Source organism: Acinetobacter sp. ANC_7588 (assembly GCF_056783995.1).
Genome location: NZ_JBWYIU010000010.1, coordinates 106,946 through 123,385 on the forward strand (window position 1 = coordinate 106,946; position 16,440 = coordinate 123,385).

Here is a 16,440-nt window from a genome sequence, read left to right on the forward strand (position 1 = left end):
AAATTTTTATACACAGTCATTTCTATCCAACTACTGATGCAGTTGGATCTATTAATCTTTGCCATAGCTTGCAAACGACCTTACGGGTATCGAGCCAATTCGCAGCACTCACTTGCATGGATTGATTTGCAAGGGCTAAACGATGACTCTCGGCACGTTCACGGAGATAAGCTTGAATCAATGCTGTCGCATCGGCGCTGGATAAGCAGCCAGTTTTTGCGGCATCCTCAAGGATTCGTACATTGTCGGAGTAATGGGCGAGATCAGGATTCGTCCCACTCCATGCTAATACTGCATACTGTGCCATAAATTCGATATCAACGATACCACCTGCATCCTGTTTTAAATGAAAAATTCCATCTTTTTTTTGCTCATTTGATGAGCCTAAATGGTCTTTCATTTTTTGACGCATTTTTAGCACTTCTGCTCTCACCGTTTCTTCATTTCGAGGCAAAGTTAAAATACGACAGCGTAATTCCTCAAACTTTTCTCTTAAGCTTTGCTCACCCGCTATACTACGCGCACGAACAATCGCTTGATGCTCCCAAAGCCATGCATTTTTAAGTTGGTATTGCTCAAAAGCCTTAAGGCTTGTGACGAGAAGCCCAGCTTCTCCTGAAGGACGCAATCGTGTATCAATCTCATACACACGACCATCTAAAGTTTGGGTTGTCATCAGCGACATGAGCTTTTGCCCAACACGCATCGCAAATTCAAAACCACTAATTGGTTTCAAGCCATCTGTATCTGCCTGCTCATCCATATAGTGGATAAAGACTAAATCAAGGTCTGAACCATACCCAAGTTCAATACCGCCTAATTTCCCATACCCAATGACACTGAATGCCATATGATTTTTTGAACAACGTTGACCATCTGCATCTACTGGGTAACCATGTTTTTTTGCTGTAATTTGATATGCTAAATTCAAAGTTGCTTGAACTGAAACCTCAGCAATATCGGTGAGCGCATCAGACACACGCATCAGTGGACTTTCAGCCAATACATCACTTGCTGCTACAGTCAAAACATTCGATTTTTTAAATAAGCGCAATACGCGCATTTGATCTTCCACTTGATCAATTTCAATGCGCAGCAGCTGCTGTCTAAGTGAATCCTCCAAATCTTGGCGTTTAGGTAGCTCAAAATCCATTGATAAAAACTCATCGAGTAAAACTGGATAATGGGTTAACTCTTCACAAATCCATGGGCTTACAGTCGCCATTTTAACGAGTCGCTGTAATGCTCCTTTGCTTTCAATTAACATCACTAGATAGACTGTTCGCCGCATCACAGATTCAACCAGTGGCATCAGCCTTACCAAAGCGACTTGTGGATTATCCGATTCGAGAACAGCTTGAATCAGATGAGGCCAAAACTCTTTTAAACGATTAACTGCTTTAGCGGGTAATTTTTTGATGGCATGTCCATACCAAAATTCACGAACCAAATTTTTAGCAGACTCATCTAAAACTTCATTCAATTGCTGCTCTATTTGGCTAAAGCTTTCAACCAATGGATCTACTTCTTTTTCTTTAATCAAATGCTCAAACTGATAAGTTACTATAGCGCGCTTCTCATTGAGAACATCTAAGAACGCATCCCAACTCTCAAAACCAAGTGTCTCTACGATGCGATTTCTTTGGTCAACCTCAGTAGGCAGTGATTGTGTTTGTTGGTCATTTAAGGCTTGAATAGCATGTTCCACACGACGCAAAAATAAATAAGCATTTTCAAGCTCATCTACCACTTCAGGTTCAAGTAATCCAACAACCCCCAAATGATGTAGACTCACTAAACATTGACGGTCTTGTAGCTCAAGTTTTGAACCACCATAAATCAACTGGAAAACTTGAACGATAAACTCGACTTCACGAATACCACCTGCACCAAGTTTAATATCATCTTCAATATTTCTACGTTGAACTTCACGCTCAATCATCGCTTTCATTTCACGCATCGCTGCAAAAGCAGTGTAGTCCACATAACGGCGGAATACAAAAGGTCGAGTCATTTCCAGAAGCTCATCCCCTTCCTTTCCTCCTGTAACAATACGCGCCTTTATCCATGCATAACGCTCCCACTCACGCCCATGTTGACTGAGATACTTTTCGAGTGCCGCATGACTGATTGCAAGTGCTGAACCATCACCCCATGGTCGTAATCGCATATCCACTCGGAATACAAATCCATCTGCGGTGATATGTTCCAACAAATAAATAATTTTTTGCCCCCAAAGGATGCAAAATTGCTGAACATCAATACATTTACGACCATTGGTTTCACCTTGCTCATCGAAGGCAAATATAAGATCAATATCACTGGATAAATTAAGTTCCTGAGCCCCCAATTTACCCATTGCAATCACGATAAGGTCTTGAAGCTTACCGTTATAGCCGATCGGCTCTCCATGTTTGGCTTGCAATGGACGATAAGCGAAGCTTTTGGCTGCATCAATACTGGCATCGGCAAAGTCTGAAAGCTCACGAGTCAATGTAATAACTGAAATGAGGCGGTTCGCATCCTGCCAAATCCACCGAAACATTAAACGTGCTCGCAAAATTCGAATTTTTTGCATCCATTCTTTTTCATCCTGAATGTCAGCAAGTTCTTTTTGTACAATGTGATAGATTTGTTCAGTACTTAAAAATTTATTAAATTGATCAGATGAATAATCTTGTTCTAATAATGTTTGATGTAAATTATAAACTTGTTCCGCGTATTGACTGGCTCTAAGAGTTTTTTGCAACTGATCAGCATTCATTTGAAAAAAAGCCTGAATAAATCTAAAACTCTTTTATATCAGTCCTTACGCATTTTGTGGACTATTTAGTTCACTTTTTCCAAAGATGTTTGATTACTCGTATTTGGGGTGGCAGGTAACGCTGCATGAGTGTCTGCTTCAGGTAATATGACTTTAAAAGTCGTACCTTGACCTTGTTGAGAACTGACACAAATTTCACCATGATTCAAATCAACAAATCTTTTACATAACACCAAACCTAAACCAGCACCTTTTTCACCAGATGTACCACGAATAGATACCTTCAAATCCGGTTGAAAAAGCTTCTCAATTTGCTGTGATGTCATACCTAAACCTGTATCGCGAATGGCAATTTCGACACCTTGATCGCATTTTGATGCTTCGATATAAACTTTTCCAGTTCCATCCACATGAGTAAACTTCAAAGCATTGGATACCAAGTTTTGAATCACTGATGTGATCATATTAATGTCGGCAAAGACTTTTAACTCTTGCGGCACACTTTCAATTAATTGAATATTTTTTTTCACAGCCAACGTGTTTAAAACATCAAAAACGATTTTTGTCACCTGTTTAAGCTCAAACTGAATAGGGTGATAGACAAATCTCCCGCCTTCAGCCATTGCCCAATTTAATAGGCTTTCCAATAAGTTATAAGTCGATTGAGCGGTATCATGTAGATACTCAGCGATATTCTGTACACTGTCCTCATCCAAACTTTCACGTTCATTGGCCAATACATCAGAAAAACCTAATAAGCCATGAAATGGTGCGCGTAAATCGTGTGCAATGATTTGAAAGAATTTTGTTTTACTGAAATTAAGCGCCGATTGTTGTTCATATAATTCTTTGAGTTCCGCATAATCCGAATGAAGCTCTAATATACGAATTAAGCTCATTGAAAAATCATAAACCAGTTCTAAATTTTGATCATCAAAAGGTTGGTGCTGATTATCAAATAAAATCACTTGACCAATTGAAAAATCATCATTCACTTTTAAATCAATGGCTATAATTCGCTCGTGATCAACTCCGAGTTGATGAATATGTGCTGAAAAAGATGAATAATTAGGATGATCACGACTGATCGAAGTTTGACCCGCGAAATATGGTAATAATTTTGCTTTTTTATTGGCATTAAAAGCTTTAAATCCATTTGGAGAAGAATGCCACACATATGGTTCATCATGAAAAGCTAAGATTGCTGACTCCGCATTTAAAATGCCACGCGCAAATCTTAAAAAACTCTCAAGTTGATTTTTTGGCGTTGATACACCGAGTAAAAGAGACATTTTGCAGGCACTGAGCTGATCAGCTTGATCGACATCTATAAATTCTATTTTCATGTCTACATCCTGCCATGGAGTAAAGGGGAATAATGATCGATTACATTTTATTTTTTCATTTCACAGTAAAGAAATGAAACCTTATTTCATCAAGACTAATACATTCTCAAATATTAAGAAAGTGCATTTTTGAGGACTGAATATCTAGCTAAAGCATGAGTCGTACTTTATAAAACGTAAGCGTCTAGTGAAGATCGATTGAATAAACCATAACTATTTATTATTAAAATAAAATTTACTCAATCCTTATCTTATATTATTCATCAAATCTTCATTTGAAATTTTAAAATTCCTTTATTTATTTAAAACAAATAAAAAGGCCCTCAAGTCTGAATATGCTTGAAGGCCTTTAAGTATTTGGTCCCGAGGGTCGGACTCGAACCGACACGTCATCTCTGACAGCGGATTTTGAGTCCGCCGCGTCTACCAATTTCACCACCTCGGGAAAGGTTGTGTTCGGTATAATATCGTTTTTCTTTTCTTTGTCAATGCAAAACCTGACTCAAGCGCCTATTTTTAAATCAATAGCATGCATTATGCTTTTTTAACCACCAAACTCAACTCGAACTAGGCAAAAAAAGCATATACTAATGCCAAAATTTTTGCTGATTCCATTTTTATATTCTTATGCAACTTTCTGATTTTAACTTTGAACTCCCTGACGAACTTATTGCCCGTTACCCTCTTGAAGAGCGAAGCGCTTCTCGCTTACTTCATCTTAAAGCCGATGGTCAATATGACGATCACCAATTTACCGATATTTTAGACCTGTTTAATGAAGGTGATTTATTAGTTCTCAATGATACTAAGGTAATGAAAGCTCGCTTGAAAGGTAAGCGTGCTTCGGGTGGTGCGATTGAGGTTCTGGTTGAAAGAATGCTTGATCAATTTATTGCTCATTGCCATATCAAAGCAAGTAACTCACCAAAACCAGGTGCTGAGCTTTTTGTCGGATCAGATGAGGTTAAAGTTACGGTTCAAGGGCGCCATGAAAATCTCTATGTGGTGGAATTTTCCAAACCAATCTTAGATGTATTGGATCAGTATGGTGCATTGCCTATTCCACCTTACTTCAACCGAGAAGCAGAAGATATTGATACTGTTCGTTATCAAACCGTATTTAATGATCCTACAAAAATTGCTAGCGTTGCTGCTCCAACGGCGTCTCTACATTTTGATGAACAACTATTAAAAAAACTTGAAGATAAAGGTGTAAACAAGACATTTGTCACCTTACATGTGGGTGCAGGTACCTTCTTACCAGTACGCACCACTGATATCGAAAATCACATCATGCACAGTGAATGGTGCCAAGTCAGCGATGAAGCTATGGCGTTGATTAAGGCGACTAAAGATCGAGGCAATAAAGTGATTGCCGTCGGAACGACTGCAACACGGGCAACTGAAAGTGCGGCTCAAGCCAATGATGGCCAACTGAAGGGCTGGACTGGTGATACTCAGATTTTTATTTATCCTGGTTATGAATTTAAAGTAGTAGATCGCTTAATTACTAACTTCCACCTTCCAGAATCAACATTATTAATGCTTGTCTCAGCCCTGTCCAATCGTGATTATATTTTGAATGCGTATCAACATGCTGTAAAAGAACGCTATCGTTTCTTTAGTTATGGTGACGCAATGTTGATTGACCAAGCAAAAGATTAGGATCTGATCTATGCCGATTGATTCTGTTCAGCAACTGCTTCACCTTCGCACCCGAAAGAACAAGCAAATTATGGCCAGTGTTGATCGGCTTTGGGCTCTTGGACGTTCTGCTCAACATTCTGATGACATCCTGCAAGGATTACATCCATGGGGTTCGAATACCCAACTCTTTTTTCACAATGGCATACCTAAATTTTTAGTTACGCTTGCCATCATATTCAGTGTTTTTTCGCTCTTTCCTATTTTTGACACATTAAAATGGATGGCATATAGCGCATCGGCGATACTTATCCTGATTGCATATATAATTTATGAACCGAATAAACCTATTCATGAAGTGATTTCATTTCTTGAAGAACGAATGATTGGTTTTAAATTCGGTATAGAAGCTTATTCAACGCCATCACACCTTGGAACAAATAGACATAACACCTTGATCATAAGTCAGCTAAGGCAAAAATTTCCTTTGTTTAACCAAGGTAACCATGCCAATGATATTTTAAAGTTTGCCTCCACCACGTGGAAAAACGCGCAAAATCAAGATTTTCCTGTTATGCTTTTTCATTACCGATTTATTGATGAAATCAATCTGCCTGAGCAAAACAAAACACCACAAAAATTAAAAAAAATTGAACGTCATCATTGGGGCGTATTTGTATTTGATATATCACCACTAGGATTAGCGACAACCAGTAGAAAGAAAGAGTTCACAGCACCATATACAGAGCACTGGGAGAGCAGCGATTTAGAGCTACGTAAAAAAGTTCAGATTTACGGTACAGACCGCTTACAACTCGCAAAGATCATGACGCCATCAACCACACTCAAACTAATTGAATTTTATCGACTTCACCAGGGCGACTTAATTTTCCACCCTCATGACCAAATCATGTGCTATTTGGGAGAGCGCGATTTATTTGAAGTCACGCACAAGCTTGAAATCAAAGACATTAAAAATATATCCGCTTTGCGCGGTTACTTAAGAACATTAACCATGCCAAATTATCAACAACTCAAACAGAGCATGCTAAACTTAGTTGCATAATAACGATCATATTAGGTAATGCGTGTGGGCTTATTCATTTTTCTTTCCATCTTTGTTTTGATTATTGTTTGGGGAATATGGGTTCGAAATAATATCGTTAGATATTTGAATGCTTCTCAGCGTGCTTGGTCAGATGTCGCAAATTTTGAACGTCAGAAAATTAAAACATTAGAGCATCTTGAGCAAAATTTATCTCAATACACTGAGTTTGAAAAATCAACATTAGAAAATATCACAGCCTTACGCCAACAAATCCTAAATCTCAATACACAATCAACTGATGTAGCTCAGCTTCAGCATATTGAAGCGCTAAGTCAGTCGTTAATGAAAAGTTTAAATGTGGTTGTTGAGAATTATCCAGATCTCAAAGCTGATCAGCTTTACAACCAAATGATGCATGACATTCAAGAGCAAAATGAAAATGTCAGTGCTGCAATTTCAATATTCAATCGAAATGTCGAAGAGTTTAATAACTTGATTCAAATTTTTCCAAATAACTTAATCAACAGTATCAGCCTCGCAAAGAAACCTATTCGCCCATTTACAGATCATCAAGCTCAACAAAATTTTGATTATCGCCCTAATTTCAAATAAGGATTCCACCTTAAAAAGTGGCAATATCTTAGAGAATCACGTTGTTTATCCATTACGATTTATTCATATTAAGATATGCTAAAAACTGTATAGCTGGGCGAAAAATAAGCAGATATCTTCATTGTTTAGCAAGATCATGAATCTCTTGTAATTTTTCATAAACAAAAATCCAAGTCGTTAAGAATAATGTAATTTTTCTAGCATAAACTGCGCGAATCTAGGAAAATAGAGCGCTTTATCGCTATCAATCAGCGAACTGTTTTTTCGCCTCGATTTGGACAATTTATGAAGTTTGAAAAATTAGGTCAGTCTGGTCGCGCTCGACGCGGACGCTTAACCTTGGAACATGGTGTCGTTGAAACACCGATGTTTATGCCTGTCGGAACTTACGGTACTGTTAAAGGCATGCTCCCACGTGATATTGAAGAAATTAAATCACAGGTCATTTTAGGAAATACCTTTCATTTATATCTACGCCCTGGTCTAGATGTCATTCGTGAGCACGGTGGTCTACATGGTTTTATGAAATGGAATAAACCAATTTTGACTGACTCTGGTGGCTTCCAAGTATTTAGCTTAGGCGCAATGCGTAGTATCAAAGAAGACGGCGTAACATTCCGCTCTCCAATTGATGGCTCTAAAGTCTTTCTTTCTCCTGAAATTTCGATGGATATTCAACATACATTGAATTCAGATATCGTGATGATTTTTGATGAATGTACACCCTATCCAGCGACTCACGAAGAAGCTCAGAAATCTCTACAACTTTCATTGCGTTGGGCAAAGCGTTGTAAGACTCAACATCATGATGTGTTAAAAAACCGCAATGCTCTGTTTGGTATTATTCAAGGCGGCATGTATGAAGACCTCCGCCAAGAATCACTAAATGGATTAAAAGAAATCGGTTTTGATGGTTATGCGATTGGCGGTCTTTCTGTAGGCGAGCCAAAAGAAGAGATGATCAAGGTCCTTGATTATCTTCCAGAGCAAATGCCTGCGGATAAACCACGTTATTTAATGGGTGTTGGCAAACCAGAAGACATCGTTGAAGCTGTTCGTCGTGGTGTAGACATGTTTGATTGTGTAATGCCAACTCGTAACGCACGTAATGGACATTATTTTGTTACGGACGGTTTAGTGCGTATACGAAATGCGAAATACCGCCATGATCAAAGCCCACTTGATCCGCATTGCGATTGTTACACCTGTACCAACTTTACCCGTTCGTATCTATACCATTTAGAAAAATGTGGTGAGATGCTTGCATCAATGCTTGGCACAATCCATAACCTTCGTTATTACTTGCGTTTAGCAGAAATGATGCGTGATGCATTAGATAACGGAACATTTGATGATTTTGTTCACGATTTTTATGCACGCCGTGGGCTTGAAGTACCTCCTTGTCCGCAAGATTAATACATCAGTATTTGCGCTGAGCAAAAAGACAATGTAAATTGCTGAACAAGCCGATTTTTTATCATCTTTTTTGATATTTTTAGTTTAGGAAAATGAAATGAGCCTTTTTATTTCGACTGCACACGCAGCTGGTGAAGCTGCACAACAACCAAGCTTAGTTGCTAACTTATTGATGATTGCAGTATTCATTGCAATTTTCTACTTCTTAATTTGGCGCCCTCAAGCAAAACGTGCGAAAGAACATCGCACTTTGGTTGAGAGCTTAGGCGTTGGCAGCGAAATCGTTTTTGCAGGCGGTTTAATGGGCCGTATTACTAAACTCGAAGGTGATTTCGCTGTGGTTGAATTAAACCGTGGCAACGAAGTTAAAATTCAGCGTGCAAGTGTAATTTCAGTATTACCTGAAGGCACTCTAAATAACCTTTAATTATAAAATAGTCGTGCAGCTGCACGACTTTTTTCATTTTAAGAAGAAAGCGAATGCGTTACCCAGCATGGAAATATTTACTCATTCTAGTTGTACTAGTCGTGAGTACATTATATGCCCTGCCAAGTTTGTATCCTGATGAACCAGCTGTCCAAATTTCTGGTGCAAAAGCTGGTTCTGTCATTGATGACACAGTGATTCAAAAAGCAGAGCAACTATTAAAAAGCAACAATATCCAATCCCACAATAACAGCTTTACTCAAAATGCTGCCCTTCTACGTTTAGACAGTTCTGAAGCCCAATTAAAAGCAAAAGATATCCTACGTGAAGGTCTGGGTGAAAACTATGTTGTTGCATTAAACCTCGCGCCAACAACACCTGAATGGTTACAGAAAATCGGTGCACGACCAATGAAACTTGGTCTTGATTTGCGTGGTGGTGTCCACTTCCTCCTTGAGGTGGATATGGACAAAGCGATTGCGCAGCGCATGGAAACATCGGCTGCTGATTTGCGACGCGAATTCCGTGAGAACAAGATCAAATTCAATAGTCTTTCATTGAATAACAATGCGATCACTGTTCAATTTGCTAACAATGAAGATCGTGCAGCAGCGATGGATCAACTTCGTCGTAACGGCAATAAATATACTCAACAAGCACTTGCAACTGAAAATGGTGCCAGTCTTCGTTTAACCTATACAGATACCACAAAGCAAGAAATTCAGTCGTATGCGTTAGATCAAAACTTAACAACACTTCGTAATCGTATTAATGAACTTGGTGTTGCAGAAGCATTGGTTCAAACCCAAGGTAGCAACCGTATTGTGGTTGAATTACCAGGTGTCCAAGACACAGCTGAAGCAAAACGTATCTTAGGTCGTACAGCAAACTTAGAATTCCGTTTGGTGTCTGATCTAAATGATCAATATATTGATCCTTATTCAGGGAAATATAATGGTCAACCCTTACCTCCAGGGACAGAAGTATTCGCCTATGAATCTTTAGACAGTGGTCGTGAACTTTTACTTAACCGTAATCGTATTCTGACGGGTGAGCGTGTACAAAATGCTTCTTCAGGCTTTGGACAAGATAGTGGTACAGCAGAAGTTAACATTACCCTTGATAATGCAGGTGGTAAGTTAATGTCAGATGCGACTCGTAGCGCTGTTGGTAAGCGTATGGCGGTACTGTTCATTGAGAATAAACAACGTATCAGTTACGTTGAAGATCCTGAAACAGGTGCACAAACTGAAGTACGCACACCATATACTGAATCTGTCGTCATTAATGCAGCAAATATTCAAGCAGTACTGGGTTCACAGTTCCGTATTACTGGTTTAGATTCACCCCAAGAAGCAGCTGAGCTAGCTTTAATGCTTCGTGCAGGTGCGCTCGCTGCGCCAATGTACTTTGTTGAAGAGCGTGTTATCGGTCCAAGCTTAGGTCAAGAAAACATCGATAAGGGTGTACTATCCACTCAAATTGGATTCATCTTGGTCGCAATTTGGATGGTGGTATTCTTCCGCTTATTCGGTGTTATTGCGAACTTCGCTCTAGTATTCAACTTAGCAATGATCTTGACGGTTATGTCTTGGATCGGTGCTTCATTAACGCTGCCAGGTATTGCAGGTATCGTTATTACCATCGGTATGGCGGTGGATGCAAACGTTCTAATTTGCGAGCGAATACGCGAGGAAATCAAATGGGGAGCATCGCCTAAACAGGCGATTGTTGCAGGTTATGATCGAGCTTATAACACCATCTTTGACTCGAACTTAACCACATTCCTTGTTGCATTTATCCTCTTTGCCATTGGTACTGGTCCGATCAAAGGATTTGCCGTGACACTCATGATTGGTATTGTTTGCTCGATGTTTACTGCGATTACAGTAACCCGTGCAATTGTACAGATCATTTACGGTAAAAAACGTAACTTGAAAAAGTTGAGCATTTAGGAGATCTATCATGACTGAAAATACTCAACTCGAATCAAAACAATACGGCCGTCCAGACAACGAACGCGTAATTCCTTTCATGAAGATTGCAAAGCCAGCAGCTTGGCTTTCAATCATCCTGACTATTGCAAGTATCTTCTTTATCGCGACTAAAGGTCTGAATTTAGGATTAGACTTTACTGGCGGTGTTGCAGCTGAACTGAATTATGCCAATCCTGTAAAACCCTCTGAAGTGACGCAAGCATTAAGTGATGCGGGTTTTAATGATGCTGTTGTTCAAACCTTAGGTTCTGAACGAGATTTAATGGTTCGTATGCCCGTACAAGAAGATATTGAAGCGGAAGATCTAACCAAATCAATTACCACCGCAGTTCAATTAGACAATAATACCGTGACTGTACCTAAGGTAGATGTTGTTGGTGGTCAAGTCGGAAACGAACTTTACATTAAATCAGCAGGTGCTGTGGCTTTGGCTCTGATTATCATGCTGATTTATGTGACGATTCGCTTCGAATTCAAGTTGGCAATGGGTGCAGTTCTATCGCTATTTCACGATATTATCGTGACTCTTGGTATTTTTGCATTGATGCAGTGGCCATTTGACCTAACCGTTTTAGCTGCTCTTCTAGCGATTATTGGTTTCTCATTAAACGATAATATTGTTGTCTCGGATCGTATTCGTGAGAACTTCCGTAAAATTCGTGGGGCAGAACCTCTTGAGATCATCAATATTGCATTGACTGAAACCTTACGTCGTACCATCCACACTTCGATGACGCTATTGCTTGTGGTCGTTGCTATGATGATCATGGGCGGCGATGGTTTGAAATGGTTCTCGATTGCAATGTTTGTCGGTGTTTTTGTCGGAACATATTCTTCGATTTATATCGGTACTGCATTTGCATTGTGGCGTGGTCTGAACCGCCAAGACTTTATTGTTCAAGTAAAACCTGAATTTGAAGAGGAAGAAGAAATTCCTCAATAAACATTCAATACAAAAAGCCCATCAAATGATGGGCTTTTTTAATGTTGAGTGATTTGAATTTGAGGAATTGCAAAACCACGGCAAGAGTATTCACTTCGCCATGCGACTGTCAGCATACAATCCATGATTTCAAAATTCTGATAAGCAAATACCCCTAAGACTGGATGCTCACAAACCCCACCCATGTGTGTGGTATGGGCATTGGTATTCAACTCATTTAAGCTCATACGGATTCCCATCCCATGTGCCTTCAAAATTGCTTCCTTAATGGTCCAGACTTTAAACCAATAGCGAGAATCAAAATCCAATTCTGCCCATATCGCATATTCCAGTGGATGAAATGCATGTTTGGCTAAAGCTTCGAATCGAATTGATCGATTCAGCTCCTCAATATCCACACCCAAATCTCGAATATGATGTGATGTAACTAAAGCATAATAATGTTGACTATGACTATGGTTAAACTCAAAGTTTGAGATTTTTTTCAAAAAAGGTTTTCCATCTTTCGTTTGGTCAATATCCTCATTTTTTATTGTTCTGTTTAATTTACTTCCTAGTAAGCTGTTGCGATATTGGTAAATCATTTTTTTTCTAAGACTAATTTCTTCTGTGCGTGTGAGATTTTCAGGAACTTGAAAAAAAGAAGAAATTTTTGAAATATCAATTTGAATATGACGGGTCATAATAACGTTCTCAGTGATTCCATTTATCTTAATTTATTCGCATGATAAAAAAAGCCCAAACTTCACATTTGGGCTTTCTGGACTAAATTTACAATTGATTAACCGCGTTTGAACTTCTTCTCGGCTTTCTTAAACTTCTGTACATAACGACGTTTACGTGCCGCAGTACGCTCGTCAATTTGAGATTTACGACCTTCAAATGGGTTCTCTGAAGTTTTAAATTCAATTTTTACAGGTGTACCCTCTAGTTTATACACTTTACGGAACACGTTTTCCAAGTAACGACGATAGTCAGCTGGGGTTTTATCAACTTTATTACCGTGAATCACAATCGTAGGCGGGTTTTGACCACCGATATGCGCATAACGCATTTTAATTGCACGGCCTTGAACTTTAGGTGGATGATGCGCGTCTGTTGCATCTTTTAAGATCTCAGTGATTTTCGCTGGAGATACTTTCAAACGTGAAGATTCATATGCACGGTGGATTGAAGGATAAAGCTCACCCACACCTGTACCATGCAAAGCAGAAATTAAATGGATTTTTGCCCATGGAATAAAGTCAAAACGACGCTCAACATCCAATTTACATTGTTTGCGATCATATTCTGACATATTGTCCCATTTATTGATCGCAATCACCATCGCACGACCAGCTTCAATCGCATATCCAATCAAATGCAAGTCTTGCTCAACAATACCTTCACGCGCATCAACAACAACAACGACAACGTTGGCATCTTTCATTGCTTGTAAAGTCTTTACGATTGAGAATTTCTCAATCATTTCATCCACTTTACCTTTACGACGAACACCGGCAGTGTCAATGAGCGTATATTTTCGACCATCACGCTCAAATGGGATGTAAATTGAGTCACGTGTAGTACCAGGCTGGTCAAAAGCAACGACACGTTCTTCACCTAACAGGCGATTAACTAATGTTGACTTACCTACGTTCGGACGACCGATAATCGCTAGACGAAGCCCAGTATCTTCATCACGCTGTTCACTTAGGTCATCTTCTGGCACATCTTCAAGCACTTCTTCGAGCATTTGTTGAACACCACGCCCATGGCTTGCAGCCACTTGCATCGGTTCACCCATACCCAACTTAAAAAACTCAACCAATGCTGCCTCTGCATGGACACCATCGACTTTGTTGGCAACTAAAAATACTTTTTTACCGAGTGTACGTAACTCACGCGCAATCTGTTCATCAGAAGCTAGAAGACCTGCACGCGCATCGACAACAAAGATAATCATATCTGCTTCATGAATCGCAGTTTTAGACTGCTCTGCCATGTAAGAGTCGATCCCACCTTCGTTTTCACCGATACCGCCAGTATCTACAACGATAAATGATTTATTTTGATAAACTGCATCACCATATTTACGGTCACGAGTAAGACCGGCAAAGTCTGCAACAAGCGCGTCACGACTTTTGGTAATCTGGTTAAACAGCGTTGATTTTCCGACGTTCGGACGACCAATGAGCGCAATAACGGGTTTCATAGATTAACCTTTAACAAGATCAGCCAACTCAATTGGCCTGAGCATCAGAAACTGTGGAAGAAGTTAGACGAATCATCTACTTAAAAATAAAAATGTCGGGGTCTGAAAATTCAACACCCCGAACTTAAAATATGTATTCAGCGACTAGTTTACCATAAGCAGAGAAAAAATTAACGATTCTGCCAAATTGTAAGTGTGCCTGTACGTGTCACTGAGTAAAGCTGATTGTTCACTACACGCAACGAACGTACTTCACCACGCGTTTTTTCGCGACCAACAAGTTGACCATTTTTAGGATCTACAAGGTGGAGTACCCCCTCATAATCACCTACCACTAAATACTGACCCAACATTACGGGGTTGCTTAATTGACGGTTAAGCAATTGATCATTAGTCCATAACGGCTGACCCGTCACCAGATCAAACGATACAATTTTACCATCTGTTTGCGTGACGAAGACTTGGCGACCTGCAACTTCAGCACGGTTAATACTGCTTGCATCTTCACTCCAAATCACACGTTGCGAAACTAGATCTAGTACAGTGACTTGGCCTTGATAGCTAGTGGTTACAACCAATTGTCCTGCAACGATTGGATCTGCATCCACATCAACTAAACGCTGTATATCAGAACGACCATCGCTGACTGCCACACGTCTTTGCATACGCAAAGTTCCAGTGAGACTATCAATTGCGTACACGTATGCATTTGACGAGGCCACTAACACTGTTCGTGGGTCTAAGCGCACAGGTGAAGCTTGACCGCGTAAGCTCAATTGTTCGTTTGGCATACGATAAGTCCACACTTGTTGACCTGTTTTTTCATCCAGACCAAACACCGTACCGTCATTTGCAACAACGATCACTCGACCAGTCTGAATAAGCGCCGCACTCAAAATTGCACCACTTAATTGCGCAGTCCAACGGATATCACCCGTTTTTTGATCGAGAGCAAACAGTTGACCTTTCTTGTTGCCGACGATCACTAACCCATTGGCCGCTTCAACACCTGAACTTAAACCAAGCTTGGTAACTTGTTTTTCCCAGACACGCTGCTTACCTTGATATGCAGAAACCTGTCCCTTAGGATCTAAAAAGTATAAAACACCTTGATCATTCGCCATTCTCAAACGCAATGGATCAGCAGTATCCGTCGCTGAAACATTATGTGAAAAAATAGGTGCTAAGCTCACCGATTGCTGAATTTTAGGCAACGGATTAGGTTTCACCTTTTCTTCTTTCACCGTATTGCTTGTACACGCCATTAGTGCACACGACAATGTCGCTAGAACAAAAGAAATTTTATACTTTCTATCCATTAAGACTCATCCGTTTGTATATCTAAAATTGGGCGCTCAATTTCAGGATCATCTACTAATATGCCAACACTTTCGAGTTTAATTTGTAAGATTTGGCGTTCTTGTTTAGTTGCAATTAAGTTATCCCACGCGCTCTGATAAGCTTTTTTCGCATTTTCAATATCATTCTTAGCAATATAAATATCGCCACGTGCTTCATCTACAGTTGTTTTGAAAGCGGGCAAATTTAACCCAGACAATGTTTTTAAAGCTTCATCATATTTTTTTTGTGCCAGTTGAGCATCTGCTAAACGAAGCTTAATGATGTGTTGTAAACCTTCATCTTTGATTTGAGCATTTTCAATTTTTTTCAATTCACGTTCAGCTTTGGCATAATTCTCTTGGTCATAAGCCAATTTTGCCATTACAAATTGCGTTTGAACCGCATGAATCGAATCAGGATTTTCTTTTACAATTTTTTCAGCAGTTCCATCCAAAGCAGTCGCTACTTTAGGATCAGTTGTTGCAGCTTTCGCTTCATCAACCAAGAGCTGTACTTTAGCAGTCTGTATTTGATCTTCTGCTGCGTTTTTCTTTTTCCAATATTCCCATCCGAAAAAGGCGATCAGGGCAAGAAGAATCAGCATAATCAACGCCGATCCATATTTCTTAAAAAACGACTTCGCTGTATGCAGTTGTTCTTCGTCAGTCATTGCGCTCATATGATCGCCCTTTCCTTATGTTCTTAAAT

Annotated in this window: 13 protein-coding genes and 1 tRNA gene; 7 read left to right on the plus strand and 7 right to left on the minus strand. The window is 39.6% G+C overall.

The features are described 5' to 3' along the window. Positions 1–22 precede the first annotated feature (22 nt). From glnE to AC1M9J_RS10730, 3 genes are all read right to left on the minus strand, one after another. Positions 23–2,764, minus strand: a complete 2,742-nt coding sequence (glnE, locus tag AC1M9J_RS10720; protein ID WP_180028868.1) for a bifunctional [glutamate--ammonia ligase]-adenylyl-L-tyrosine phosphorylase/[glutamate--ammonia-ligase] adenylyltransferase — start codon at positions 2,762–2,764, stop codon at positions 23–25. 65 nt (positions 2,765–2,829) lie between these two features. Then, positions 2,830–4,110, minus strand: coding sequence for a sensor histidine kinase (locus tag AC1M9J_RS10725; RefSeq protein ID WP_180028869.1), 1,281 nt, complete (start codon positions 4,108–4,110; stop codon positions 2,830–2,832). A 358-nt stretch (positions 4,111–4,468) separates the two neighbouring features. Next, a tRNA-Leu gene (locus AC1M9J_RS10730) sits at positions 4,469–4,555 on the minus strand. A 182-nt stretch (positions 4,556–4,737) separates the two neighbouring features. Between AC1M9J_RS10730 and queA the strand changes: the two genes are divergently transcribed. The 7 genes from queA to secF all read left to right on the plus strand — a co-directional run bounded on the left by queA (position 4,738) and on the right by secF (position 12,197). Next, a complete protein-coding gene (queA, locus tag AC1M9J_RS10735; protein ID WP_180028870.1) occupies positions 4,738–5,775 on the plus strand; it encodes a tRNA preQ1(34) S-adenosylmethionine ribosyltransferase-isomerase QueA in 1,038 nt (345 codons plus the stop codon). Between the two features lie 10 nt (positions 5,776–5,785). Next, positions 5,786–6,820, plus strand: coding sequence for a hypothetical protein (locus AC1M9J_RS10740; RefSeq protein WP_481596020.1), 1,035 nt, complete (start codon positions 5,786–5,788; stop codon positions 6,818–6,820). Positions 6,821–6,838: 18 nt separating this feature from the next. Continuing rightward, positions 6,839–7,414: a LemA family protein gene (locus AC1M9J_RS10745; RefSeq protein ID WP_481591688.1), complete on the plus strand. Its 576-nt coding sequence runs from the start codon at positions 6,839–6,841 to the stop codon at positions 7,412–7,414. Between the two features lie 285 nt (positions 7,415–7,699). Next, on the plus strand, positions 7,700–8,830 hold the full coding sequence (tgt, locus tag AC1M9J_RS10750; protein WP_035265598.1) for a tRNA guanosine(34) transglycosylase Tgt: 1,131 nt from the start codon (positions 7,700–7,702) through the stop codon (positions 8,828–8,830). 97 nt (positions 8,831–8,927) lie between these two features. Beyond that, a complete protein-coding gene (yajC, locus tag AC1M9J_RS10755) occupies positions 8,928–9,257 on the plus strand; it encodes a preprotein translocase subunit YajC (RefSeq protein WP_035265599.1) in 330 nt (109 codons plus the stop codon). Between the two features lie 53 nt (positions 9,258–9,310). Beyond that, on the plus strand, positions 9,311–11,212 hold the full coding sequence (secD, locus tag AC1M9J_RS10760; protein WP_035265600.1) for a protein translocase subunit SecD: 1,902 nt from the start codon (positions 9,311–9,313) through the stop codon (positions 11,210–11,212). A gap of 7 nt (positions 11,213–11,219) precedes the next feature. Further along, a complete protein-coding gene (gene secF, locus AC1M9J_RS10765; protein WP_481596076.1) occupies positions 11,220–12,197 on the plus strand; it encodes a protein translocase subunit SecF in 978 nt (325 codons plus the stop codon). 38 nt (positions 12,198–12,235) lie between these two features. Here the strand turns inward: secF and AC1M9J_RS10770 are convergent, their stop codons facing one another. From AC1M9J_RS10770 to AC1M9J_RS10785, 4 genes are all read right to left on the minus strand, one after another. Next, positions 12,236–12,880, minus strand: coding sequence for a 4'-phosphopantetheinyl transferase family protein (locus tag AC1M9J_RS10770; protein WP_481596018.1), 645 nt, complete (start codon positions 12,878–12,880; stop codon positions 12,236–12,238). A 98-nt stretch (positions 12,881–12,978) separates the two neighbouring features. Next, positions 12,979–14,391, minus strand: a complete 1,413-nt coding sequence (der, locus tag AC1M9J_RS10775; RefSeq protein WP_035265604.1) for a ribosome biogenesis GTPase Der — start codon at positions 14,389–14,391, stop codon at positions 12,979–12,981. Between the two features lie 170 nt (positions 14,392–14,561). After that, positions 14,562–15,710 carry an outer membrane protein assembly factor BamB gene (gene bamB / locus AC1M9J_RS10780; RefSeq protein ID WP_481952300.1) on the minus strand — a complete coding sequence of 383 codons (1,149 nt, stop codon included), beginning with the start codon at positions 15,708–15,710 and terminating at the stop codon, positions 14,562–14,564. Then, complete coding sequence (locus tag AC1M9J_RS10785) at positions 15,710–16,411, minus strand: YfgM family protein (RefSeq protein WP_481952301.1); 702 nt, start codon at positions 16,409–16,411, stop codon at positions 15,710–15,712. Before AC1M9J_RS10785 ends, bamB begins: the two co-directional genes overlap by 1 nt. Between the last annotated feature and the right edge of the window lie 29 nt (positions 16,412–16,440).